24 protein-coding genes are annotated in these 23460 nt (G+C 36.6%); 14 read left to right on the top strand and 10 right to left on the bottom strand.

The window, feature by feature from the left end:
• Positions 1-40: 40 nt before the first annotated feature.
• From QQK06_RS05415 to QQK06_RS05390, 6 genes are read left to right on the top strand one after another with little or no spacing between them, the layout of a single operon-like run.
• Positions 41-1387 (top strand): aminotransferase class I/II-fold pyridoxal phosphate-dependent enzyme, encoded by a 1347-nt coding sequence (locus QQK06_RS05415; RefSeq protein ID WP_284243636.1) that lies wholly within the window; start codon positions 41-43, stop codon positions 1385-1387.
• Between the two features lie 59 nt (positions 1388-1446).
• On the top strand, positions 1447-1857 hold the full coding sequence (locus QQK06_RS05410) for a gluconate 2-dehydrogenase subunit 3 family protein (RefSeq protein WP_284243635.1): 411 nt from the start codon (positions 1447-1449) through the stop codon (positions 1855-1857).
• A 16-nt stretch (positions 1858-1873) separates the two neighbouring features.
• Complete coding sequence (locus QQK06_RS05405) at positions 1874-3472, top strand: GMC oxidoreductase (RefSeq protein ID WP_284243634.1); 1599 nt, start codon at positions 1874-1876, stop codon at positions 3470-3472.
• On the top strand, positions 3465-4772 hold the full coding sequence (locus tag QQK06_RS05400; RefSeq protein ID WP_284243633.1) for a phytoene desaturase family protein: 1308 nt from the start codon (positions 3465-3467) through the stop codon (positions 4770-4772). Before QQK06_RS05405 ends, QQK06_RS05400 begins: the two co-directional genes overlap by 8 nt.
• Positions 4773-4831: 59 nt before the next feature.
• Positions 4832-5011 carry a twin-arginine translocation signal domain-containing protein gene (locus QQK06_RS05395; RefSeq protein ID WP_284243632.1) on the top strand — a complete coding sequence of 60 codons (180 nt, stop codon included), beginning with the start codon at positions 4832-4834 and terminating at the stop codon, positions 5009-5011.
• A 60-nt stretch (positions 5012-5071) separates the two neighbouring features.
• Complete coding sequence (locus tag QQK06_RS05390) at positions 5072-5479, top strand: DUF2141 domain-containing protein (RefSeq protein WP_284243631.1); 408 nt, start codon at positions 5072-5074, stop codon at positions 5477-5479.
• Between the two features lie 81 nt (positions 5480-5560).
• Here the strand turns inward: QQK06_RS05390 and QQK06_RS05385 are convergent, their stop codons facing one another.
• Positions 5561-6097, bottom strand: a complete 537-nt coding sequence (locus QQK06_RS05385) for a Crp/Fnr family transcriptional regulator (RefSeq protein ID WP_284243630.1) — start codon at positions 6095-6097, stop codon at positions 5561-5563.
• An 83-nt stretch (positions 6098-6180) separates the two neighbouring features.
• Between QQK06_RS05385 and QQK06_RS05380 the strand changes: the two genes are divergently transcribed.
• The 4 genes from QQK06_RS05380 (at position 6181) to QQK06_RS05365 (ending at position 8856) form a co-directional block, all read left to right on the top strand.
• Positions 6181-6912 carry an SDR family NAD(P)-dependent oxidoreductase gene (locus QQK06_RS05380; protein WP_284243629.1) on the top strand — a complete coding sequence of 244 codons (732 nt, stop codon included), beginning with the start codon at positions 6181-6183 and terminating at the stop codon, positions 6910-6912.
• A 1-nt stretch (position 6913) separates the two neighbouring features.
• Positions 6914-7351, top strand: a complete 438-nt coding sequence (locus tag QQK06_RS05375) for a DUF2141 domain-containing protein (protein ID WP_284243628.1) — start codon at positions 6914-6916, stop codon at positions 7349-7351.
• Positions 7352-7360: 9 nt separating this feature from the next.
• Positions 7361-8041, top strand: coding sequence for a TVP38/TMEM64 family protein (locus QQK06_RS05370; RefSeq protein WP_284243627.1), 681 nt, complete (start codon positions 7361-7363; stop codon positions 8039-8041).
• Positions 8042-8112: 71 nt separating this feature from the next.
• On the top strand, positions 8113-8856 hold the full coding sequence (locus QQK06_RS05365; RefSeq protein ID WP_284243626.1) for a heparan-alpha-glucosaminide N-acetyltransferase domain-containing protein: 744 nt from the start codon (positions 8113-8115) through the stop codon (positions 8854-8856).
• A gap of 663 nt (positions 8857-9519) precedes the next feature.
• Here the strand turns inward: QQK06_RS05365 and QQK06_RS05360 are convergent.
• Both QQK06_RS05360 and QQK06_RS05355 read right to left on the bottom strand, forming a co-directional pair.
• Complete coding sequence (locus QQK06_RS05360) at positions 9520-10683, bottom strand: alpha/beta hydrolase-fold protein (RefSeq protein WP_284243625.1); 1164 nt, start codon at positions 10681-10683, stop codon at positions 9520-9522.
• A 165-nt stretch (positions 10684-10848) separates the two neighbouring features.
• The gene (locus tag QQK06_RS05355) at positions 10849-12375 is read right to left on the bottom strand and encodes a winged helix-turn-helix domain-containing protein (protein ID WP_284243624.1); all 1527 of its coding nucleotides are present in this window, start codon (positions 12373-12375) and stop codon (positions 10849-10851) included.
• A gap of 550 nt (positions 12376-12925) precedes the next feature.
• On the opposite strand from QQK06_RS05355, the gene QQK06_RS05350 reads away from it, so the two are divergent.
• Positions 12926-14344 carry a caspase family protein gene (locus QQK06_RS05350; protein ID WP_284243623.1) on the top strand — a complete coding sequence of 473 codons (1419 nt, stop codon included), beginning with the start codon at positions 12926-12928 and terminating at the stop codon, positions 14342-14344.
• Here the strand turns inward: QQK06_RS05350 and QQK06_RS05345 are convergent.
• Positions 14331-14855 (bottom strand): hypothetical protein, encoded by a 525-nt coding sequence (locus QQK06_RS05345; protein WP_284243622.1) that lies wholly within the window; start codon positions 14853-14855, stop codon positions 14331-14333. The two genes, QQK06_RS05350 and QQK06_RS05345, sit on opposite strands and share 14 nt — an antisense overlap.
• Positions 14856-15465: 610 nt before the next feature.
• On the opposite strand from QQK06_RS05345, the gene QQK06_RS05340 reads away from it, so the two are divergent.
• The gene (locus QQK06_RS05340) at positions 15466-15639 is read left to right on the top strand and encodes a hypothetical protein (protein ID WP_284243621.1); all 174 of its coding nucleotides are present in this window, start codon (positions 15466-15468) and stop codon (positions 15637-15639) included.
• Between the two features lie 10 nt (positions 15640-15649).
• Positions 15650-16417, top strand: a complete 768-nt coding sequence (locus QQK06_RS05335; RefSeq protein ID WP_284243619.1) for a hypothetical protein — start codon at positions 15650-15652, stop codon at positions 16415-16417.
• Positions 16418-16855: 438 nt separating this feature from the next.
• On the opposite strand, the gene QQK06_RS05330 is transcribed toward QQK06_RS05335, so the two are convergent.
• From QQK06_RS05330 to QQK06_RS19720, 6 genes are all read right to left on the bottom strand, one after another.
• A complete protein-coding gene (locus QQK06_RS05330) occupies positions 16856-17434 on the bottom strand; it encodes a YagK/YfjJ domain-containing protein (protein ID WP_284243618.1) in 579 nt (192 codons plus the stop codon).
• Positions 17435-17735: 301 nt separating this feature from the next.
• Positions 17736-18170, bottom strand: coding sequence for a hypothetical protein (locus QQK06_RS05325; protein WP_284243617.1), 435 nt, complete (start codon positions 18168-18170; stop codon positions 17736-17738).
• 9 nt (positions 18171-18179) lie between these two features.
• Positions 18180-18431: a helix-turn-helix transcriptional regulator gene (locus QQK06_RS05320; RefSeq protein ID WP_284243616.1), complete on the bottom strand. Its 252-nt coding sequence runs from the start codon at positions 18429-18431 to the stop codon at positions 18180-18182.
• A 105-nt stretch (positions 18432-18536) separates the two neighbouring features.
• Positions 18537-19361 (bottom strand): hypothetical protein, encoded by an 825-nt coding sequence (locus tag QQK06_RS05315; RefSeq protein WP_284243615.1) that lies wholly within the window; start codon positions 19359-19361, stop codon positions 18537-18539.
• Between the two features lie 97 nt (positions 19362-19458).
• Positions 19459-20697, bottom strand: a complete 1239-nt coding sequence (locus QQK06_RS05310) for an integrase domain-containing protein (protein WP_284243614.1) — start codon at positions 20695-20697, stop codon at positions 19459-19461.
• 385 nt (positions 20698-21082) lie between these two features.
• Positions 21083-21469, bottom strand: a complete 387-nt coding sequence (locus QQK06_RS19720; RefSeq protein WP_348541175.1) for a helix-turn-helix transcriptional regulator — start codon at positions 21467-21469, stop codon at positions 21083-21085.
• A 173-nt stretch (positions 21470-21642) separates the two neighbouring features.
• Between QQK06_RS19720 and QQK06_RS05300 the strand changes: the two genes are divergently transcribed.
• The gene (locus QQK06_RS05300; RefSeq protein WP_284243613.1) at positions 21643-23400 is read left to right on the top strand and encodes an ATP-dependent nuclease; all 1758 of its coding nucleotides are present in this window, start codon (positions 21643-21645) and stop codon (positions 23398-23400) included.
• Positions 23401-23460 lie beyond the last annotated feature (60 nt).

Here is a 23460-nt window from a genome sequence, read left to right as displayed (position 1 = left end):
CGCATTTACTACAACAGCGTGATAGTAAAAGGATAAAATTATGTACGCTTTAGAAAGTGAAAAGAAATCAATAGATTCGAAAAACTCAGACATTGCTAATCGTAAAGCTAACGTAATGGCATTATTAGCCAAACAAAAAAACACATCAAAAGTCGTCAAAGCACCACCATCACAACAAATAAATGCGCGAGCCTTTGATATTAGAGATTTTGATAATTACCCAGAAGTCAAACAATTTAATCAGGTAAAAGCACTGTTAAACAAATGTGGGGTTGAAAACCCATATTTTAGAATTAACGAAAAAGTTGCAGGTAATGTCACCCAAATTTCTGGCACACAATACATTAACTACTCAAGCTACAACTACCTAGGTTTATCAGGTCTAGAAGAAGTGCAAATAAAAGCGAAAGAAGCGATAGATATCTATGGTACATCGCCATCTGCTAGCCGCCTCGCCGCTGGTGAAAAACCCATTCACGGAGAGTTAGAACAGAAAATAGCTAACTTTATCGGTACTGAGGCAGCGCTAGTATGCGCCGGCGGTCATTCGACAAATGTTACCGTTATAGGTCATATGTTTAATAGTAACGACTTAATTATTTATGATGATTTAAGTCACAATAGTGTTGTAGAAGGTTGCATTCTATCTGGTGCTCGTCGCATTGCTTTTCCTCACAATGACACAGAAAAATGCGAACAAATCATCAAGGAGAATATTAATAACTACCAGAAAATCGTTATTATCATTGAAGGTGCTTACAGTATGGACGGCGACTTGGCACCACTGGACAAATTCGTCCGTTTAAGAAAAAAATATCCAGTATTACTTTATGTTGATGAAGCACATTCATTAGGTACTGTAGGTAAAACAGGGCGGGGCATAGGTGAATATTATGGTATCAATGCTCAAGAAGTCGACTTCTGGATGGGGACGTTAAGTAAAGCATTAGCAAGCAATGGTGGTTATATTGCTGGACGTAAGAGTTTAATTAACTACTTAAAATATACGACACCAGGATTTGTATACGCAGCAGGTATCACTCCAGCAAATGCTGCTGCCGCTGTCGCAAGCTTAGATGTTATTGAACGATCAAACGAACGTGTTCAACGTTTACAAAAAAATACCCAGCTCTTTATTCAAAAAGCAAAGCAGTCAGGCTTCAACACCGGCCCAAGTTGCGATACACCCATCGTACCAATAATTGTTGGTGATTCAGAAAAAGCCATTATTCTGGCAGACAAATTATTTAAAAAAGGGGTTAGTGTGCATCCTATGTTTTATCCATCAGTACCTTTAGGGGAAGCAAGGTTACGCTTTTTCATCAGTAGTGAGCATACAGTAGAAGATCTCGATACAACAATTCGCGTGTTATCTGAATCAATATAACACCTTTATTTACATGAGATTAATAATACATAACGTCCAATAAAGATTACGAGTCCAATATGAATTTTAATGAACAACAGTTTAAAGTCATCAGGGTATTACAGGACGGTATCATTCCTCCGTCAAATGATGCCCCGGCAGCTTCAGATTTACCTGTTGCAGAAATATTTGCCAGTATAGCCGCTAGTTGGGATAGCGATACGTTTAATAAAACAGCAACAGCTTTAGATATTATCAACGGCATTTCTTTATCTTTTTATAACCAAAATATTTGGGATTTGTCCGCAGACAACCTGCAAACGCTGACAAATGTAATCGCGGAAAATGAAGATCTTCGCCCATTTTGGGTCCCGTTCAGAATATTAACGACATTAAATTACTACGGATTACCCGCTGCCTATCAAGCCATAGGTTTACCTGGCCCAACAATAGATCAAGGCGGACTAACCCCCGAAGGTTACCCAGTTTAAGGATTTGGAAAAGAATATGTCAGATATACAAAAATATGATGCAATCGTTGTCGGTGCCGGAGCAATGGGAGCAGTGTTTGCGCACGAATTAACCGAAGCAGGTATGACAGTTTTATGCATAGAAAAAGGTCCTTTTTATAAGGATCATGAAAAAGAGTTTATCGAAAATGAGCTTGAAACTTTCCGCTTTATATGGGATTACACGGGCTATAAGATCACCGGTGATGCATTTGATGGTGGCCCAAACCTTGGAACTCAAGTTGGCGGAGGTACATTATCATGGACAGCAGCTGCCTTTCGTATGTTTAAACATGATTTTCGCTTTGCCTCTAAATTTGGTTGTCCAGAAGGTGCCAATACAGCGGATTGGCCCATCAATAAAAGGATGTTACAGCCATTTTATAATAAAGCAGAAGAACAAATGGGGGTTTCTGGAGAGGCAACCGTTTGGGATGAACAAGGTACGCCATTACCACCAAACCCACCGATGCCTATATACCCGAGTTCACGCCAATTACAGCAAGGCTTTGCAAACTTAGGATTGCGCTCACATGCTGGGAGAGTCGCCACCAACTCACAAGCATACAATGGTAGAAGCGGGTGCGTAAATTGTGGTTATTGTCGCTCTGGTTGTCGCACTGATGCAAAATATCAAGCTGATGAGGTTTTAATAAAGCCTGCGCTTCGAACCGGACTTTTAACCTTAGAAACACATAGTGTCGTCACAAAAGTCGAAACTAATAACTCTGGAAGGCGAGCTACAGGTATTAGCTATGCTAACTTAAACACAGGGCTGACATCTCAAGCAGAGGCCGATTTTATCATTTTAGCTAATAATCCTTTTGAAATTCCTCGATTATTACTAAGCTCTGTAAGTGACAAACACCCAAATGGCATAGGCAATAAATATGACCAAATTGGTCGAAACTTCTATTCTCATGCAACATGTATTGGCATGGGGATCACGCCTTATGAATTGAATACCTATGTTGGTCATAGTATGGCTAATGTCATGTCACTTGATACATGCGTAAACACTGAACGAGATGACTATATCGGTGGCTTTACATTACTTTCATTAAATGGTTCTGGCGCAGGTTCATTAGCCGCTTTTCCTCTGCATAAACTTAATGGTCTAGCGCTTAAAGAAGAAATGGCAGATTACAATAAATCTATGGTCGCCATTGCTTTTATTGAGGGAATGCCTGTGGAATCGAACAGAATTACTGTTGACTGGAATAACCTTGATGATTTGGGTATGCCGCAACCTCATATCCATTATGAATGGCATCAAAATGACAGAAATGCATTTGCTCATGCAACAGACAAATTAAATGAACTCATGTATGCCGCAGGATCAACTAGAACATACACATCAGAACTTTTTGAAAGTCACCCTATGGGGACAATGAGAATGGGATGGAACCCAAGAAAGTCAGCAACAGATCGTTTTGGCCGAGTGCATGGGGTTAAAAATATCTATATTAGTGGTGGATGTTTATTTCCAACAGGTAGCTCAGTAAACCCAACATTAACTATGCATGCGCTAGCACTACGTTCATCCAAAAAAATCATTAAAAAATGGCATAGAAAACAAGGTGACTACCATGGATGATGTCAATAAAAAGCATGTTGCCGTTATAGGGGCTGGCCTTGCTGGATTAATTTCAGCATTAACCATTCAAAAACAAGGGCACCAAGTTACCTTAATAGATAAACGCCACCAAGTTGGGGGGCTTTGTGGTACTTTTTACATCGGTGAACGTGAATTTGTTATTGCGTGCAATGACTTTGGTGAAGGGCTAGTTAAAATGCTGGCTCAACTAGATGTTAAGCTAGACTTTGAATATAAGAAATCCTCTATTTTCTATCGCAATAAATGGTTCAATGCCTCACCTGATATTGATATGGTAAAAAAATTAAAAGGTGATTGGAAGAACCTTTGTCGATTAATTTTAGCCATTTTAACGCAGCAACTTCCGTTTAAAAAAACACAGACTATTGGTCATTTTGTTGATAAACATACAACCCCTGGGGCAGTTAACGACTTAGCTAAAATAATCTCTTATTTTATGGGTGTTGCGCCTAATGATATTCAAACGTCCTACTTCACCTTAGACAAAACCTACAACTATGGTTACATCAATATGGCCTGCCCTGTTGGTGGACCGCAGGTGATGTCTGATGCAATTGCCAATGAGTTTACACGATTAAAAGGAGCGTTAAGACTCAATAGGCATGTCACTAACGTTACTCCTGATAATGATAAATACCATATAGAGTTTAATAACGGTAAAGATGAAATTATTGTCGATGCGGTAATTGATACATCTGAGCGTGCAAGTAACTACTCTGAAGGCACTAAGCGAGGCCTACCACTATCAATGCTATGCCTTAGTGTGAAAAAAGAATTTATATACCCAGAAGATACACATACCCTGTCTTACTATCAGGAAAATGTATCTTCTTGGTTTACAGCTTTAGATAAAGGAGAAAAACCTGATAAATTTGGCTTTCATGTTTTTAAGAGCGATTTAAAGCAACAAATTGAAGATGAGTACACTATCAATGCCTATTTCTATTTACCTAGGGATATCAACCAACTAGATGAAGAAGGCCGTTCATATTATTGTGATTACATTCTTAGTTGCTTAGAGCAAATGTTACCCGGGATAAAGCAACACATTGTGTTTCAAGAGCTCATAACACCTGATGACTTTGTTCATTATCATGGTTTATCAAGCCGAGTAATGCCATTTATCCACCACGACAATAAACCAACGATAAAAACCGATAATGACAATATTTTACGTGCTGGACATACCATTTATCCTCCAGGTGAACATGCAGGTGCAGCAGCCTTATCGGGGTATATGGCTGCTACACATTGGCTGAAAAAAAATAACCATACTTAAATTACTAAACACATGAATGATTAAGTTATTAGTAACATCAACCCAAAGAGGAAAAGTAAATGAAGTTAGTAATGGATCGGCGCAAGTTTTTGGCCAAAACACTCACCTTAGGAGCGGCAGCTGTTTTACCGCTACCTATTCTAGCCTCGGCAACAGAAAAAAAAACATCGAATAATTCACTCAATGTGAATTGTGGTCGCATGATGGCAAATGTCAATTTGAGACAATATTACCATTAAGCAAAATTAAACTATCTGCAAGGAAAGCACTGTAATTAACAACTGCAGTGTTTATCTATTATGACAAATACCGTTACATTAACTGAACAATCAAATAAATGGCGTGAAGCTGAAGTTATTATTTCAAACATTGATACGACCCGTGGAGGTGACATAGTGATATTAATCTATCAGAAAGATGGTTTTCCGAAAGATCATGCTAAGGCCCTAAAACGTTATAAAATCGTACCCAAAAATAAAACTCAAACATTACAAATTAATATTCCTAAAGGCGCATTTGCTATAAAAGTACATCATGATCAATTGAAACTGAACAAAGTCAGAAAAAATTGGACCCGAATATTGCCAGCAGATGGTTTAGGATTTTCAGCTGGTGCAAAGATACGCTTTGGCCCCCCGTCATTCAATGCAGCAAAAATTCAGCAACCCAAAAATGGTAAGATAAAAATTACGATGGTATACCCTTAATTTATCGCAAATGTATTCAAAAGAATCGCTTTACAACTGCATCAAACTATAACGTCGTACGCTTTCATGTTTAAGACTGCATTATTTAGTATTACTTGGTGATTGCTGATGTTTAATGCGACTTAATGCAACCGGTGTTATTCCTAAATACCTAGCGATGTCATTTTGTGTCACCACATCATAAATATCAGGCTTCTTTTCTAACAATTTTTGATATCGCTGAGCAGCAGACAAACATAATAATTCATATTCCCGCTCTTCTTTTTTCTTAGCAAATAACATCAGAATATCAATGACAGAGTTGGCAACCTCAATATTGGTTTTGGCCTCTGATAGTACTTTTTTATAAGGGACTTTGAGTATTTTTACTTTCTTTAAACAAAGTAAACTAAAATTACATCCTCCCCCATGTAACGCCTGTAAACTGCCAATAGTATCTCCAGGAAATAGAAATGATTTTATACATTCTTTTCCTTCTGCAGAGAGATAATATGCTTTCAAAACCCCTTCGAGAATAATATAAATATATTGATTTTCCTCACCTTGAGAGAAGATATAAGATTTTTTCTTTAATACTTCAACCTTGCCATAACGCTGGGCTAATTCATTGAAATTCATTTTTTTAACCTATGTTAACGACTAAGCGCATCAGATTAACTAAATTCGTATCCAAGTAGTTTATTGCTTAAATAGAGAAAGATATGCAATTAATCAATAAAAATATTCTGATAACGGGCGCAACTTCTGGGATAGGACTTGAGCTTGTAGAGCAACTTTATAAGAAAAATACTATTTATATCATCGCCCGTAACCAGAAAAAAATCAATACGTTAAAAGAGAAGTTTGCGTTAGTAAAAGTATTTAAAGCAGACTTAAATAATATAGATGAGCTTAAGTTGGTATCAGAGGCGCTTCGTTCAGAAACACCCCACTTAGATGTGTTGATAAACAATGCTGCTGTTCAGTATACACCAACCTTTATTGATGACGACTTTGATTTTGATTCCATTGAAAGAGAAATCACCACGAACTTTACATCTTTATGTTGCTTAACTCATCTGCTATTACCATTGCTTAATCATGAAAAGCCTGCTGCCATATTAAATGTTAATAGTGGATTAAGTTTAGTCCCTAAAAAAACATCCGCGATTTATTGCGCGACCAAAGGCGCACTCAATATTTTCTCGCAAAGCTTAAGGTATCAGCTTCAACATACCAATATAAAAGTTATGCAGGCATTTTTACCGCTCGTTGATACTGCGATGACTAAAGGGAGAGGCAAAGGAAAAATGTCACCAAGTAAAGTAAGTGCGCTGATCATTGATGGTATCGAAAAGTCAGTTGATGACAATGACATTGGAAAGGTCAAATTGCTGCGGATATTACTACGATTTTTACCCTTTATAGCAAGAAACATTATGAGGAATCATTAACATGAAAACACCTATAACGCTGTTTATAACCATCCTATTAACCCTCTTTATTGCCATGCCTTTATTCGCTAAAGAAGTTTCAGTTAATATTCTGAATATAGATGATAAAAAAGCAGGCAACATTATCGTGATGCTATTTGCCGAAGAAGGTTTCCCACAAAAGCATGACAAAGCCATCAAAACACACATAAAAAAGGCCACAACAAACCAAATGACATTTGTTTTTGAACAAGTGCCAGAAGAGTTCGCTGTCAAGGTTTTGCATGATGAAGATGAATCAGGGGAAGTAACCAAAAATTGGACGGGTATTATCCCAAGTGAAGGACTAGGTTTTTCAAACGGTGCTAAATTAAGTTTTGGCCCTCCAGACTTTGATGAAGCCAAGCTATTAAAAAGCAATATTGAAGATTCACTAGCAATACAAATAATTTACCCATAAGGATACGTTATGAAAGCCTTGATTAAATTAATGCTCATCTTAGCGCTCTTTTTTGCAAGCACTTTTATTGTAATAAAGCTTACCGGTGTGATCAGTGTTGATAAAATAGAAACTTGGCTTTCATTAGCTAAAGAAATTAACCTCTTCTATGTTGCACTAGTGGTAACAGCTCTATTATTCGCTGACTTGTTTATAGCTGTACCGACATTAACTGTGATGATCCTGAGCGGTTACTTCTTAGGTCACTTTTATGGTGCAATAGCCTCTATTACTGGCGTTATGCTGGCAGGAATATGTGGTTATGTCGCAAGCTACCTATATGGAGAAAAATTAGAAAAGCTCATTGTCAAAAATCTCGAAGAAAGAAAAGCTTTAAGAGCACAGTTTGAACAATACGGGGTATTCATGATTTTACTCTCTCGTGCAATGCCAATATTACCTGAAGTGACGGCATGCATGTCAGGTATCACTAGAATGAACTTTGGTAAATTTCTAATTGCTTGGATATGTAGCTCAGTACCCTACGCAATTATTGCAACTTATGCGGGTTCTATTAGTACATTAGACAACCCTAAACCAGCTATTATTACGGCAATAGGGCTGACTACAATATTTTGGAGTGGTTGGTTCATTTTCCGAAAAGTCCAAAAATATAAAGCCAATAGACAGCAGGCAATTCAACAAAGCTGATATTTCGTATTTTTTTACTGAAAATTAGCCTGACAAAGCTAATACATTAAGGCTTTTATGATGGAGATTTTATGTTAACAACCGGACTTTTTATCAATCTCAGACCGTACAGCACGATAACTAAAGCATCAACTGCGTCAGTAAGGCATGCTGGCATTGATATCATGAGAGCGACGGCCGTGATCTTGATGGTAATATTTCATTTAGCATACGATCTAAATTTTTTTAATGTTGCCGCTATTGATATTCCAAATGGAGATGGATGGCGAGAGTTTAGAGTACTTATCGTCACACTTTTTTTACTATCAATGGGGATTAGCCTTAAACTTGCTTATCCAAGCCAATTACATTGGTCAAAGTTTATAAAAAGAATAACAAAGCTCGGTGTAAGTGCTGTTCTCATTTCTTTCGCGTCATTATTGATAGTGCCTGAAAACTGGATATTTTTTGGCATCATTCATTTCATATTCTTTGCAAGCCTTTGTTGCATAGCATTCAGAAACTCACCCAATATAGCGCTAATAATCGGTGGTATTATTTTACTTGTCGATTACATGCAATTAGTGCCACGGCGCTGGCCATTCAATTACATTGAAGCTTATTTACCACAATATACAAATGACTACACGGCTATCTTTCCTTGGCTAGCAATACCTTTTATTGGCATTTGGTTAGCCCATCAAAAGTTATTTGTTAACTATCCATTTAAAAATATAAAGTGTCCCAAATACGCTGAGTTTATCAGCAAAAATGCGTTAATAATTTACCTGTTACACCAACCTATTTTTTTTGCTATTTTTTACCTTTTTAAATAGCTGTCTATAGATAGTCATTAAATTATGATCCAAATTACATTTACAGTAACCTGACTGTTAAATAGAAAACTAGCACTTGATAGAAAACTTGTTACAACAAAGCTCAATAAAAAATCCCGAATTACTTGTCAAAACAAACAGCCTAATTCAACGTCTCCAGGGTTCTCTTGGAATAGATACTTGGTGGCTCTACCAGTAAAATACATTTCGGCTGAGAAATTGTAAGGGCTGAACTTGATAACTAACAGCCGTTGGTAAGATTATGTTGACGCTATGGGCGGTGTTTTCGCCAGGCGTAATCAGCAACCAATTAAACTAACTTATGATGTTTCAGAGAATAGTGAAACGGGCGAATGTAAATCGAATAAATACGGTGATGGGTTCATAAAAACAGTGAAAGGCATTATGTATCAGGGGCAGAAAATTATGACGCGATTTTTAGTTGGAGAATAGAAAGAGCAAACGCAGTTTGCTCTCCCTTGGAATTCTGTAAATAATTGTACTAAGTATGATTTAGGTCGGAAAAGAGCGAAAAGCGGTTGTTCGCTTTAGTTTAATAATGAACACTAATGACTAAGTAAATAAAGAGTGCTTTACTTCTCTATGGTTTCATTGAAGCTTGTTGCGCTAAACCAACAAGCTTCAATGAAACCATAGAGTAATCTACTCTTTACTCGTTAGATTTTGAATTGCCAGCTCATAGGTTGACTTAAATGGACTAGATACTGGTACCAATTCATTAGCTTTAATATAATTCACGCGAGCTAATTTATACTCTTTCTTTGCTTCATAAGTTTTAGCTAGCTGAAAATAGGAATAGGCGTGACTTGGAAATAGCTTTAAGTTGTATTCATATGCTTCAATAGCTGAGTCGTAACTTTTCTTATAATACAAGCTGTTTCCTAAGTTTATTAGCCAATTTTCCGAGGTGAAATTAATTTTAAACGCCTCTTTTACTTTTTTACTATGTGTTTCAACTAGCTTTAACCCTTTAGCGCTCTCTAAGAAAGGTAACTCCCATTCCATGAATATCGCTTTAAGGCCGTGAAACTGAGCGTCAAATACTACAGTAAGGTGGTTTTCATCAGGAAATTCTTGAGCTATCATCGGGTATGTAGTGTCTTTCTCAAACAGGTTAATAATTGACGTATAACTGGTTGCGATAGTACCTTGCTCACTTCCTTTGCTAAGAAATAAAGGCTTTTTCGGTAAAGAATTATTTTTTATCAATTCTTTAGCTTCATTGACAATGCGCTCATTATCCCAGCCCAACGATGGACTGATCGCCATAAATCCATCAAAAAGGTTTGGCTTGTTTACATAAGTATAGATACTAAAAAGCCCGCCAAATGAATGACCGGAAAAAATTTTAAAATCTGCCGTTCTATATTTTTTATCCACATGCGGAATAAGCTCCTGTTCGATGAAAGCTAAAAACTTATTAGCTCCCCCATATTCTGTACTTTGGAACCACGGATGTTTTTTGTCTTCTTCATTAAATATTTTAGGTGTTAAGTCTCGAGTCCTGTTTGAGCTGGTTTGAATACCTATGAGAATCAACGGTGGGATAATGTCAGATTGTATTAAAAAATTGACCGTACTGACCATTAATTCAAAGTGGGCATCGGCATCAGTAAAATATATAACCGGATAAGAATATCCACTTTTATCGTAGCCTTTAGGTAAACTAACGAGAAGTCCTCGCTGTTCATTTAAAATAGCTGAATGAAGCGTTTCACTTTTTCCAATTGTTATTTCCTTTGCTACTGTGGCGTTGATTGAACAAATGGTAAGCAATAAAAGCAAACAGAATATTCTTATCATCATTTTCCCTATAATTAAAAAGTTGCGCAGTGCAATCCTTATCACTATCTACGCGTTATTGTTTGATAACTTTGTACTCCTTTCTCACTCTACTTTGTTAATAAAGCTTTCTATAATTTTCTAAAGCCACTGTTTTTATTGAATGTTTTTCGTATTGACACTATTGAATTAATTGAAACTCATGTGTTTGGTTTCAAGGAAATAATCCAATTGCGAATCCAGATTTCGATGTTTAGCAATGGTAATAGCCTGCTCTATTGAATATTGGAATTTTTCTAGTTGTTTTTGTATTTTTGCAAGCTTAGCTAAATTTGCCCAAGATTGAGCCTCGCCGACTGGACAGCGTAAAACTTGATAGTGTTCTTTTTCTTCTTTGTATAATTTCTCGACTAGTTCATAATCTTGAGTGTTTAACGCGATGGCTGCTTGTAGGTTTTTAATTTGTGCCATTAACAACCAGTCATTATTTTTCTTCGCAGATCTAAGTGCTTGTTCGGCGAATTTTGTCGAGGCTTTATCGTCATAGGTGACGTAAAAACTTAGGGCCTGTAGGTAAAGTAGCTGGGTTATCTGACCGTCATCTTTGGCTTTGAGCACTGCGGGTAGCACATTTTTAATGTGTGTTTTCGCTTTTTCAAACTGTTTTAACCTAAGTAAAACTTCTATCAATATCCGCTGGGCCGTGTAATTGTTTGGATTACTGAGTACGATACTTTCTAGCATTGATTTGGCTAGTTGATAGTTGCCTTCATCGCGCCTCTCAATAGCCGTACCGAGCATTTGATTATTGAAGTCAGTGTCATACGTGAGACTTGGTGACAGCGCCCCCCCACCTATTTGCTTTGCAATTAGTTGGCTAAAGTCATCAATTAAGGATTGTATTTTTCCATTAGTAATAACGCCTTTTTTCACATGGTTACGATAATGAAACGTGTAAACTAGCTGGTAATCGTGCGGTGTACCTAATAACTTTGATAAGACAATAAGTTCTGCACCAGAAACTTGAAAGATTTGTTGTATGTCTTTTACTTGAATATTGTTTTTGGGGGTGTTTGCTCGTTTTAAAACTTGTAAAACGTAATCGGTTGCCAAAACAGCATTGTGCTTTGAATTAGGTAAACGTTGAATGACCTGATCCATCATGCCAAGTCTAACCCAATTATGATCGTTACCAATAATATGATTTTGGGCAGGCAAAATCATGATTGAGCCTTTTAATTGTTGGTGAGTATTTTGATTTTCGGTCGACGTGTCGTATGTTTTAAAGGCAAACATTAACACGACCGCAGCAAAGAGCGAACAGATCAGAACAGTGAGTACATTTGCTTGGGTTTGCGTGCGCATAGTGTTAGCAGGTTGCGTTGAGTGACTGGCAATTTCGGCTGTTACCGAATCGAACGAACCAACTTCCGGTAGCCATAAATATCCCTGTTTTGGAATGGTCTTGATTACATTTTCATTCGGAAATAACTGTCGTATTTCATTAATAGACTGAAAAACAACCTGCTCACTGACAACCGAGTCTTTCCACACTGTTTCTAATAACATTTTTTTGCTAAGAGGTTTTCCAGAGTTCTTGATTAACAAGAGCAACAACTGGCAGGTTTTGGGGCGGATATCAAGTGGGGTACCGTCAACAATAGTGACTGATAATGCTTCCTCACAAACGTGGTGGTTTAAAGTTTGGTAAATCAAATTATATGTCTGTCCATAGGGCTAATATCTTTAACCTAACACGCAGTTTTAAAAGCAACAACAAACAAAACCATGATTGTTTGGAGCAGATATGAGTTTGAGTTCAATGTCTGCAAATGGCACTAAGCAGAACTTAAGAAAACAGTAATGAGAGTTAGCTACAAATTTGCTACTTTTCTTAAAGCTTGATAGAAAATGTTAGTGGCTAATTACGCTTGTGCATAAAAGCATAACTTGGCCGAGTTGCTAAAGCATAAAATGGCCGAAAAATAGTTTTAACTTTTGTTATTAATTTATCATTAGTTGATTCTATCATTTGGATTCAAGGATATTGGCGAGTTAAAACAAAAATAAAAAATTTAGAGCCCCCATGGATCCAATTACTAGTTATTTTGTGAATAAATCTTAATTTGGACTGTCATGATTTTTTTAGTAAGAATGAAATTTATTATTGAAAGTATATAGAACTTGAAACATCTTATTGAGTTTAGATTGTAGTTTAGCTGTGAATTAACCAGTTGAAACGTATTGAAATAAAGGACTTGGAAGTATGTTTAAAAAATTGCTAAACAGGTTTAGAAAAGACGAAATACAAGAACAAAATGTGGCAGAATTTACTGAGCTGAGTGAAATTAGCGAAGCAGAAGCATTGGAACTTATTGACGAATATAAATCAAAGAAGAGTTTGAGTGCCAGAGAAGAGTTAATTTTGGAGGTAGTTAGTGATGTACATGTCAATAAAAATAAACGAAGTAAACCTTCGAAGGTTGAAAGTGTTGAAATTATAAAAAAGGAAGATGGGCTGTTTACATTTCAAATGAGCGATCATGAAAGGCATGAACCAAGAAATCAATCAATAGCATTGAATGATTACGATAGGGTATTTTGGTTAAATATTATAATTGCATGCGATGGTCCAGATGTTGATAAAGGAAGCTATTCACAGGAAGAGAATAAAACAAAGAATTTTGGGACGTTAGATAATGCTAAGAATGATTTGAAGGCGTTCCTCCAGTTTTATACTCCAACCAGATTGGGAGCTCCAAATCTGGTTTATAAATATAAACTAGGCCGAAGTGCAGGTTATTTTGATAAAACTATTGAATTGGATAACCCAAGTAGCCAAGAAGTGATAGACGCAGTTGAGTTGGGAAAATTATGGGTAAAGAACAATGTTAACGATCCTGAATTTTTATCTATTCAAATAAACTTTTTCTTTAGTGGGCATGGTTTTAACAATAGTGAAGAAAGTGGAATTGTTATTTCAGATGGAGATTTTTCATCAGCAGCCATAGCTGAATCTATTTTAAGTTGCTTACCTAGTAGTGAAGATTGTAAAAGCCCTTGCAGATTGGACTTATTTTTAGATTGTTGCCACAGTGGAGCAGTAGCAAGGGATATAATGGATTACATTTATAATATTCAGGAGCCCGAAGAGAAATTAACTAGAAAACATGCAAAGCTAGGTTTTGGTAAAATATTTTGTTCATGCTTAGATGATGAATCAAGTATAGAGTTGAGTGATTTGAACCACGGCCTTTTTACATTTACTTTTTTAAATGAATTTTCGCGGAAAAGTTTAATATCTAGTAAAGAAAACAAAATAGGGCTTAGAGACGTTGGTTGGTATAGTGATCTGCAGCAGCACCCTTTTATGGTTGATTATACGTCAAGTGATAGCGGTTTAGGAATGGTTAAGTTCCCTTCTATGAAGCTTTTAAACGACAAAATAAAGACGGAATTATTTAATAACGCATTTGAAAAACAATTTAATAAGGTGCTAGAGAGCAATGACTTTAAAGTGGTGGATGGAGAAACTGTAGTCAACCCTCTAGAGATTACTTTGGGAGCACTGCGAGAATTAAGAGTAGCTTGTTATTCTCAAGAGACAGCTATTAGAGAAAAGCCTTCAATAAGAAAGGCTTTTTCGAGAAAGGAACATAAAAATCATGAGCTTAAGTGGTTTTAAACTGTGATTTTATGGCCATTGGTGCAATCATAGGAAGTGTAAAGCCTAAAAGTTGCGCGTATAATTGAAGGTCAGGGTAGTCAGCTTTTGAGAAATACAAAGTACCACCGATAGCATATACCCATGTAATGCAGCATATAGTTGACCAGAATACTAAGGACCACTGAACAGTACTCCAACTGCTCAATTTTGAAGTGTCCTGTGTTTGAAAAATTCTAATGGTTGCAGCAACTATCACGGTTAAAAAACTGGCAAAGTTGTCAAAGGCAGCTTGGTTTTTTGCAATACCACTTAATGATATTGCAAGAAAATAGATAGAAATGGCTTCACCAGGAATAATTTTTTGAAGCACTTCGAGGTGTGATGGAACTTCGACTTCGTTATTTGTTTTTTCTAGGGGTTTATCGTTAGTATTTCCTTTTAACACGTACTCCTTACCTAAAGGATATTTGGACTTATTTTCAAGCCTATATGCATTACCTGTTAAATATTTGTTTATCCAATTAATCATTTTATTCCTTGTTATTGTTAAGGCCATTGACTGATATTTATTTGAGATGTATTGGTCTGTAGTTGTCAACTAAAATTGGCCAAATTTATGTATGATCTTCCCCTACCAATGCGAATCTCATACAAGAAAAATACCTTAAGTTACTTTGTACTAAAAAGAATTTGTAGATTACGTCAAATATTAAAAATGTAAAGCTGGAGAATTATTAGTAATGTTTAGAGTGTGTTTTTTTGAAAAACTGGCCAGGTTATGCTTTCGTTGACACCATAATATGGCCAAAGTGGCCAAGTTATGCTTTGATGCACATACGCTGAAGGCATTGAATTAAATGGTGGCCCCTCCGTGACTTGAATTTTTAATTATTGCCTTTGATTTTGAAAGACTTTTTATTTTAGTTTCCTGGTGGTGTTACTATCATTGTTACTAAAGGTAAAAGTCAGCTTGTAAGGCTATATGGTTACATTTTGTATTTTTACATAGTTTGCCAATGTAGCGTTAATCGCGTATTGTTAAGTAATAAGCGGATTTAAACATATTACTACTAGAGTAAACTTAATTTAAGTAGTAGAATCCCTCTCCCATTGTACTAGTAAGAGAAAGGTGGTATTTCATGAACGTGAATTCTAAAAGCGCTGAGAATGCTGACTCTACAAGTGATAATGTAAAAATTAACAAAGATGGTATTGTCAGTCTTAACTTAAAAAGTAAGTCTGTACAGTCGAAACTAATAGAACAGATAAAAAAGCTTAAGCTTTATGAGAATGAGCTTAAAGTAGCAAAATAAAGGGACTTATATGGGCGCATTGGCGCTTGGTATAGTGCTTATCATTGGTTACTTCTATCAAAGTCACCATCCGTATAGGCGCTTAGAACTGATTCGTAGTACTGGTTATCATATATATTTTAAAGCGGGCCTTTCTGGTTTCGTCTTACTATCGATCTCATTATCCTTCTGGTCAATTATCGACTACTTTGACTTACCATCCTCTTTTATCGAGCATCTAAATCTAAAAGATTCAATAGTCTATATAAAAAATGGAAAACATTGGGCTGATATAAAGTTAGTAGCTATTTTTGCCTTAATGTTTATTTTTACTCTAGTTTATATTGGTATAAGAAGCTGTTTTAAAACAGATAATGAGTCGCTTAATAGAGTCAAAAAGATTGCTCATGAGTTAGAGTTACTTCTAATCGAAAGTACGGAAAATGTATCACCAATTCGGGTGGAGCTTGATTGCGGTAAAGTTTATGTTGGTATATCTGAGAAACCAAACATTGATCGCGGTGAAGTCAGTTTTATAGCGTTATTTCCCCTATTAAGCGGTTATGTCAACGATGAGAAAAAAATCATTTTCAACAACAACTATTACTTACATTATGAAAAATATATACATGGTAATGAATTTGAAGAAGGTGACTCTCATTCAAGCGTTGCCGATTTTTCAATAGTTATACCAATAGAGCAGATAGTTGTAGCAAGTCGCTTTAGTATTGACGCGTTTATTCAGTTTAGAAATGATAATGATTCCGAGCTAATAGGCCCGCCCAAACCTTCAGAATGATAGAGGCCATATAGGCCGCCAAAGCCGTTTCTTTGTAACATCCTAAACAATCGCTTTGGTGTCCAATGCTTTCCTCTACTCGTCTTAAAACTCACCTCGTTTAGGTGACTACAAACAAATTTATATGAGGGTGGGTGAAAACGCTTTTTCTTGATTAACCTATAAACAAATGAAATGACGTTATTGTTTAAGTCTTTTTGCTCTTGCCGTTTCATAGAATTCCTTGCGCGTATTGGTGTTCAAATACCCTTTTATGATGTAAGAAAATACCCTTTTTTATTGTGAGAATTAATACCCTTATTTGCTCTTATTTAAATAAACCATTATCTAAACCTAGTTGTATTTTCCGCAGTTAAAGTTAAGAATATAAGGAACGCTTTATTCGCATCTAAATTTATACCCTTTAAGGACTCCAAAAACTCCTAATCTGAACCTAACTTAGCTGGTTTTTAAATTAAATATTACACGACTTGTACCATAGTTTTTAGTTTGAGTTGGTTTATAGCCTTTGCCGCGAGCTTTAGCTAAATAAGATATGCGCCATATAGCTTTTTGAATTGAATCGTAATCATCGCGCTTTAAGTTGTAATAGCAATTCTTTGGTGTGAACTCTGAGCCTTGTAAACCCAATTCCCAGATTTCTTTTATCTTTGGCAATATCTCATGGGGATGACGTACTTTATGACCATCAACCATTAGCACATAGTGATAGTGTTGGTGCTTTTGGTTCTCTTGCTCTCTACACCAGCAAAAGCCAATTCTAGAAAGTTTATATTTTCGTTCAAGCCAGCGGTGAAAACGCTTATTAAATTTTGTAATTATGTCGTTGTTTTCTGTATATCCGTAAACTCTTAGGTCAAAGCGAATAAGGTGAATTTTGCTATGGTAACTTAACATAGCATCCACTTGACCAATCATGGACTTGATAGTGTGCGTAAGTAATCCACTTCCTTTTGAATTAACCCACCACGTTTTGCCATTTATAGTTATTGCTTTGTCTCTAGTTATATATTTCATTTGTATAATAAATAACTAATAGAGCATAAAAGGATATTATTAATTACCTAGTTCGAAGTTAGTAAACGCTATACATTGCCAGTATCAATAAATTTGGGGCTAGTCTATTAAAGTTGAAAATATTAAGGGGTAAAAACCTATAAATAACGTACAATAAAGAACAAGTCTTTTATATATTGATTGTCTGGGTTTGTAGTCACTAACGTTGTTTTCAATGCTGTCTTAGCTATAATTTTGTTGTTAGTTGGTGGAGTGGTCGCAAACTACAGCCACCAACTAGTTAATATAAAGCCTACTTTGGTTAGTCCTCAGTGGGCTTTTTGCTTTCTATACGTTTTTGGTACTCTTTGTCTGCTTCAGCCTTTTCTTGCTTTGCTTGTTCAAGGCGCTTAACAGCATTTCTAGAACCATAGTAAGAGCGGTCTTTATATTGCTTTCTAGCAATAGTACGGGCGTCTTTATCTTGCTCCCAGTCACAAGAAAAGTGTCTTTCATCAAGCCAATAGAAGGCTTGTTTCTTACCGTTGTACTCGTCTTGCTCCGTATGAATAAGCCAGTGTTGATAATACTCACCAGTAAGTTGTTGAAGATAAGCACGAAAACCGCCGCCTAGTTCATTACATAGATTATCTCTAGCATGCTTATCCCCATCGGCAAGAATTGAAAGTAACTCATAGGCAGGGCTATTAGACTCTGGTAAAGCTCCATCAGGGGCAGTAAATAATAAGTTATCCATTTTTCCCCCTTATATTGCTTGTTTACGTGATTGAATAAGCTCAGAAACTAGTGCTTTTATTTTCTCTGGCGGTTGCTCTGCGATCATGGCACTTAGTACAGCCTCGCATTCTGCTTGTACAAAACCAATGGCTCTTGAGCCTAAGCTAATTGGAGAAGGCCATAAGCCATCTTTAATACGGTTGTATAAAGTAGATTTAGAAAAGCCTGTGATATTTAAAACATCAGGCTTTCTGATGATTTTTTGAAAATTGGAGTTCATATAAAAGTCCTCTGTGTTTATTGAACTTTTATAGAATATTGGTGATTCACCTTAATTTGGTGGCTAGCCAAAAAGTTGTTTGGCTGATTTTGGCTAGCCAAAGCTTTAAAGCTTTAACCTCTCTTCTAACTGTTTTAGCGCCATAGAAATATCTTTGTTTAAATTACTTAATAGGATTTTGTTTTCCTCATCGTTGCTGATGCTAAGAGCATCAACCGCTTTTTCAATAGCTTCTTTAATCTGTTTCGCATTTGGCTTCTCGCCCCTTTCAAAAATATTGGATTTCTTACTTAATAGCCAAGCCATAATGGCTAAAGAGTCAATTAAAGAAGATTCAGGTGTTCTTAAGTTGTTAATCTTTGATGGTGTGTTAATACCTATTGAATATCCTGTTTTTAAGGTCTTGTAACTTTCAGAGGGATCAAATATGTTTGATTTTTCAGGTAAGTGCGCTTCGAACCATTTAGCTATACTAACTTTAGTGAACATAGTTTTATCCAAATCTGGCACAAAGCTTATTTCTGGATAATCAGGCCCGTATCTGAATAATTCAAAGACTTCCAGTGCGGTATCATTGGTAGGTGCTATATCAGGGGCAGTATCATAAAATCCACCCTCACCTGAACGATAGTCATACCATTGACAAGCAATTCTTGCCTCATCAATTAAGGCTTCATAAATGTTTTCTGCTAACTGAAGTTTCTCACAATCATCATAATAAACGTTTATTTCTTCTCTTGTTGTTCCGCCTTTAGTAATCCCTTCATCATTATATGGATTATTTAATTCCGCTTCCGCATCATCGATGATAGGTTTGTAACGCTTTAAATGGTCTTTAACCATTTTAATGGAGCTACTATATTTAGATAAATCAGAAGCAATTAATGCGGCATCGTTTATTGTAAGGCCGCGCTTGAACCTATTAATCATGTGACTTCCTCTTTTCACATCCTCACAATATATTGGGAAAATGCTGAGGTAAGCATCTTTCACCTAAAATGATCAGTTTTAAGCTATCCCAATGAAATTAACCTACTACCTTTAAACTTTTTTTGGAATTTATTATTTTTCCAGATTGAGCTTTTTCTATATGTTCGGACCACCAAGTCATCATTACACGTCTACGTTCAAGGTACTCAGCGCGATTGTAAGCGCGTCTAACTTCGTTTTTATCTATATGTGCTAGTGCTGCTTCAATCACGTCAGGATCAAAGCCTTGTTCATTTAAGGTGGTACTAGCTAACGCTCTTAGTCCGTGAGAAACAAGTTCTCCAGCAAAGCCCATACGTTTTAATGCCATGTTGGCACTTTGGCTGTTTACGTGGCTGTTATTGTTTCTGTGGCTTGGGAATAAATACTCGCTATTGCCGCGAATAGAATTTAGAAATTCTAGTAACTCTAATGTTTGCTGTGTTAGTGGGATAGTATGAGGCTTTTTCATTTTCATACGCTCAGCAGGGATTACCCACACTTTATTCTCTAGGTCTATATCTTCCCACTTGGCGGTAGCTGATTCGATAGGGCGCGTCATAGTGTGTAACTGCCATTCGACTAGTGTTCGTGTTACTCGGGTTATGCTGGCGTTATAGAGTGCTTTCATTAACTCTGGTAAGCGTTCAGGCTTAATGGTTGCCATGTTTTTCTTTTTAGGGGCAGGGAACAGCTTGGTTATATCGGCTAGATAGTTAATTTCGATTAAACCACTGGCAACAGCTAGGCGCATGATTTCATTAATATAGCGACAAAGGCGTTTAACAGTCTCTAAATTACCTTTGTTTTTTATTGGGGTCATTATGTCGATAATAGTTTTAGGCTTAATCGCATTAACAGGCATGTTCTTTAATTCAGGTAAAACATGTTTTTCTAACGCTTGCCATGCTTTGTCTGCTGTTTCTGCTTTAACTTGTTCTTTTTTTAACGCAAGCCATTTATTCGCAACAACACCAAAGGTATTTTCTAGCGCTTCTTTTTTTAGTTGCTCGGTTTCTTCGCGGTGAGATTTAGGATCAATATTTTGCGCTAGTAGCTCTCGTGCTTCTTTACGCTTGGCTCTAGCTTGTGCCAGTGTTACTTCGGGATACTTCCCAAAACCAATATTAGCGCGCTTTTTGGTATATGGGCGGTAGTAGTTAAACAGCCATAATTTAGAGCCGTTGGTTTTAACCCTAAGCTGTAGGCCTTCGCCATCAGCAAGGTTATATTCCTTATTTCTAGGCTTTGCTTGTTTAACTTCTGTATTGGTTAATGGGGTAGTAACTCGCGCCATAGTAACACCAAAGTTAGTAACATTAAGTAAGTGTTACTACGAGTGTTACTTAAAAACTTGAATGTAGCAAGTTCTTATTAACCGTTAGAAATCTTTAAATTTAGCTACTTTAGGTGTTTTTGTTGAGATGTTTGAGTATTGTTAACCATTTCTAAAGGTGGAAATGGTGGCCCCTCCCTGACTTGAACACGGGACCTACCGATTATGAGGCCCCGTTGGCAAGTTTGTAATCGCTCAGTTAATGCAGCTTTGAAGCTGGCTCTGGCCATTAGTTTACGAGTTTCGTTACCAGTGAATCGTTGAGTGGTCACATTTACTGGTAACGTCTTAAACAAGATTATTTTAGATAGGCTATCCTCAAAAGTTACCAATCACTCGTACCATACTATTGCTGCACTTTTTCTCTAATCCAATCATTGATATCACTTCTAACCCAAGCAACAGATCTGCATCCTAGTTTAACTGCTTTTGGGAACTCTTCCATTTGTTGTAACCGATACAAGCTGGATCTCGATAATCCTGTCATTTGAACTACTTCTTTCATTCTAATTAGATCACTGGGGTTTTTATTTTCGAATTTATCAGCGTGAGTATTTGACTGATTTGAATTAAGTTTTGGCATCGTCTGTGAGACAAACGAGCGTTTTGATATCTGCGATTGAAATGACTCGAGATGGCGTTGAACTTGCTGAAGTTCATGTATGGCGTTATTGGTTCTGAAAGATAGTTGTTCTAGGTACTTTTCTAGTAAATCATACTCAAGTTTATTCATGTGTTAGTTTTCCGTTGTGATAATAGTTGCAACTATCTTCCTTGATATACTTTAGTACTAGTAACAAACGTTTTGTCTAATTATTTAATTAGTAATCTTTAACACAATATTTAATAAGGTTATTATCAGGCTACTTTGTTTAAAAATTTATTTATTATCATAAGGATATGCTCGTGCACCGTATTGCTGAATTGGAAATTAAGAATTACCGCTCTTGCGAATTAACAAGAGTTAAACTGGAAGCATTTACGCCGTTAGTTGGCTATAACAATGCTGGTAAAACAAACATACTCAAATGTTTAGATGCTCTTGTGACAGGGAGAGGTCAATCGCTTGCTAACTTTAATGACCCGGAGAAACCAATTGAGATAGTTGCTCATTTAGTGGGGCTAGATGACGATACGTTAAGTCACCTTTCTCCAGCTCAAAAGTCTAGCTTAACGCCCTACATCGAAAACAACTCTTTGGATATCCGCTTCTATCAAGAAAAGCCCGGTACTGGAAGAAATGCAGCGACACTTGGAATTAGAGCTCCAAGTAATCTTCAAGATGAGTGGAGTAATCCAAATGGATTGCCTCAAGCCGTTACTACTCTATTTCCCGAACCTACATTTATTAATTCGATGGAAGACTCTGCTGAAGATGTTTCAAAGTTCAAAGCTGGAAATACTATTGGAAAACTTATTGCCAACTTACAAAAAGAAGTTGTTAAAGCTAAGGGCGATGAAATAAACACAGCGCTGGCCGCTATAGGTAAAAAGTTAAACCTAGATGGAGAGGAAAGGTTAAAAGAGTTCTCTGATTTTGATAACTCAATTAACGGGAAGATCGGAGACTTTTTCCCCGGATTAACCTTAAATTTAGATATACCAACGCCAAGCATTGGAGACTTGTTTAAACAAGGTAATATCAAAGTTAAGGAAAGCGGAAACCAGCAAACTACTGACTTCGCAAATATGGGACATGGAGCTCAAAGAGCGATACAAATGACACTGATTAGGCACCTTGCTGAAACTACTAAAGATGTAACAAAAGAAGGTAAAACAAACTTATTACTGATAGACGAGCCTGAATTATTTTTACATCCGCAAGCAATTGAGCAAATTAGAGGGTCTTTGAAGGTATTGGCAAAGAAAGGTTATCAAGTTGTCTTTTCTACACATTCTCCTTTTATGATCGAACAAGCTGATATTCCAACCACTAATATCGTCAGGAAAAACGATATCGGAACAGTTGTTGAGACAAGACTAAAAGAAGCTGTAGAAAAAGTACTAGACGACAACGAAGCTCAAGCAAGATTGTTATTTGACACATATAATCTAGGTCAGATTCTATTTTCGGATATGGTTTTGGTTGCTGAAGGCGATACCGAAAAACACGTTCTACCTACTCTATTTCAATCGGTAAGCGGTAAGACACTTGGTGAATCTAAGCTGTCTTTAGTGATCGCAACTGGTTCTCCCAATATTCCGGGAATGCTGTCGATTCTTAGAGAAATGAATATTCCTGCTAAAGCAATAGCAGATTTGGACTTTGCGTTTACTGTAGCGAAAAAGAAAAATTTGATTGAAAAACAACATCCATCACTAGAGTCTTGTTTAGACATCATTCAAAAAATTCAACCAGTACATGGGTTTTCCCTTGATGGCAGAAACCCTACGAAGGGGAATGGATTTAAAGCTGCTGACATTTATGAGTTGGTGGCAAAAGAACATGAGGCTCAGGAGCATATTACAAATTTACGCGAACATTTCAAAGACAACTCGATCTGGTTGTGGTCTTTAGGTGCTATTGAACCGCATTTATGTCTGAACGCTAAGGAAACTGGTGAGTGGTACAAGTTTAAGCAAAATCTTATAGAACAAGCCATAGAGGATGTCGTTGAAGACGTAGAACACATCAATGAATTTGTTGATTGGTGTTTAAATTAGCTCTTTAGATAATAATTAACCAAAAGGTACTTGAAGCCAACTCTTAAAAAATGGCCTTTT

The sequence above is a fragment of the Thalassotalea insulae genome, assembly GCF_030161395.1.
GTDB lineage: Bacteria > Pseudomonadota > Gammaproteobacteria > Enterobacterales > Alteromonadaceae > Thalassotalea_E > Thalassotalea_E insulae.
The sequence above is the reverse complement of the archived record's forward strand: the minus strand, read 5'-3'. Positions and strand labels throughout refer to the sequence as shown.

Coding starts and splice junctions, on each gene's coding strand:
- QQK06_RS05385 (WP_284243630.1), bottom strand. CDS start 6,097: ATGAATTTCAATGAATTAGCCCAGCGTTATGGCAAGGTTGAAGTATTA.
- QQK06_RS05375 (WP_284243628.1), top strand. CDS start 6,914: ATGAAAACACCTATAACGCTGTTTATAACCATCCTATTAACCCTCTTT.
- QQK06_RS05410 (WP_284243635.1), top strand. CDS start 1,447: ATGAATTTTAATGAACAACAGTTTAAAGTCATCAGGGTATTACAGGAC.
- QQK06_RS05365 (WP_284243626.1), top strand. CDS start 8,113: ATGTTAACAACCGGACTTTTTATCAATCTCAGACCGTACAGCACGATA.
- QQK06_RS05320 (WP_284243616.1), bottom strand. CDS start 18,431: ATGAACTCCAATTTTCAAAAAATCATCAGAAAGCCTGATGTTTTAAAT.
- QQK06_RS05395 (WP_284243632.1), top strand. CDS start 4,832: ATGAAGTTAGTAATGGATCGGCGCAAGTTTTTGGCCAAAACACTCACC.
- QQK06_RS05360 (WP_284243625.1), bottom strand. CDS start 10,683: ATGATGATAAGAATATTCTGTTTGCTTTTATTGCTTACCATTTGTTCA.
- QQK06_RS05315 (WP_284243615.1), bottom strand. CDS start 19,361: ATGATTAATAGGTTCAAGCGCGGCCTTACAATAAACGATGCCGCATTA.
- QQK06_RS05370 (WP_284243627.1), top strand. CDS start 7,361: ATGAAAGCCTTGATTAAATTAATGCTCATCTTAGCGCTCTTTTTTGCA.
- QQK06_RS05330 (WP_284243618.1), bottom strand. CDS start 17,434: ATGAAATATATAACTAGAGACAAAGCAATAACTATAAATGGCAAAACG.
- QQK06_RS19720 (WP_348541175.1), bottom strand. CDS start 21,469: ATGAATAAACTTGAGTATGATTTACTAGAAAAGTACCTAGAACAACTA.
- QQK06_RS05335 (WP_284243619.1), top strand. CDS start 15,650: ATGGGCGCATTGGCGCTTGGTATAGTGCTTATCATTGGTTACTTCTAT.
- QQK06_RS05400 (WP_284243633.1), top strand. CDS start 3,465: ATGGATGATGTCAATAAAAAGCATGTTGCCGTTATAGGGGCTGGCCTT.
- QQK06_RS05415 (WP_284243636.1), top strand. CDS start 41: ATGTACGCTTTAGAAAGTGAAAAGAAATCAATAGATTCGAAAAACTCA.
- QQK06_RS05350 (WP_284243623.1), top strand. CDS start 12,926: ATGTTTAAAAAATTGCTAAACAGGTTTAGAAAAGACGAAATACAAGAA.
- QQK06_RS05345 (WP_284243622.1), bottom strand. CDS start 14,855: ATGATTAATTGGATAAACAAATATTTAACAGGTAATGCATATAGGCTT.
- QQK06_RS05405 (WP_284243634.1), top strand. CDS start 1,874: ATGTCAGATATACAAAAATATGATGCAATCGTTGTCGGTGCCGGAGCA.
- QQK06_RS05340 (WP_284243621.1), top strand. CDS start 15,466: ATGAACGTGAATTCTAAAAGCGCTGAGAATGCTGACTCTACAAGTGAT.
- QQK06_RS05380 (WP_284243629.1), top strand. CDS start 6,181: ATGCAATTAATCAATAAAAATATTCTGATAACGGGCGCAACTTCTGGG.
- QQK06_RS05325 (WP_284243617.1), bottom strand. CDS start 18,170: ATGGATAACTTATTATTTACTGCCCCTGATGGAGCTTTACCAGAGTCT.
- QQK06_RS05310 (WP_284243614.1), bottom strand. CDS start 20,697: ATGGCGCGAGTTACTACCCCATTAACCAATACAGAAGTTAAACAAGCA.
- QQK06_RS05390 (WP_284243631.1), top strand. CDS start 5,072: ATGACAAATACCGTTACATTAACTGAACAATCAAATAAATGGCGTGAA.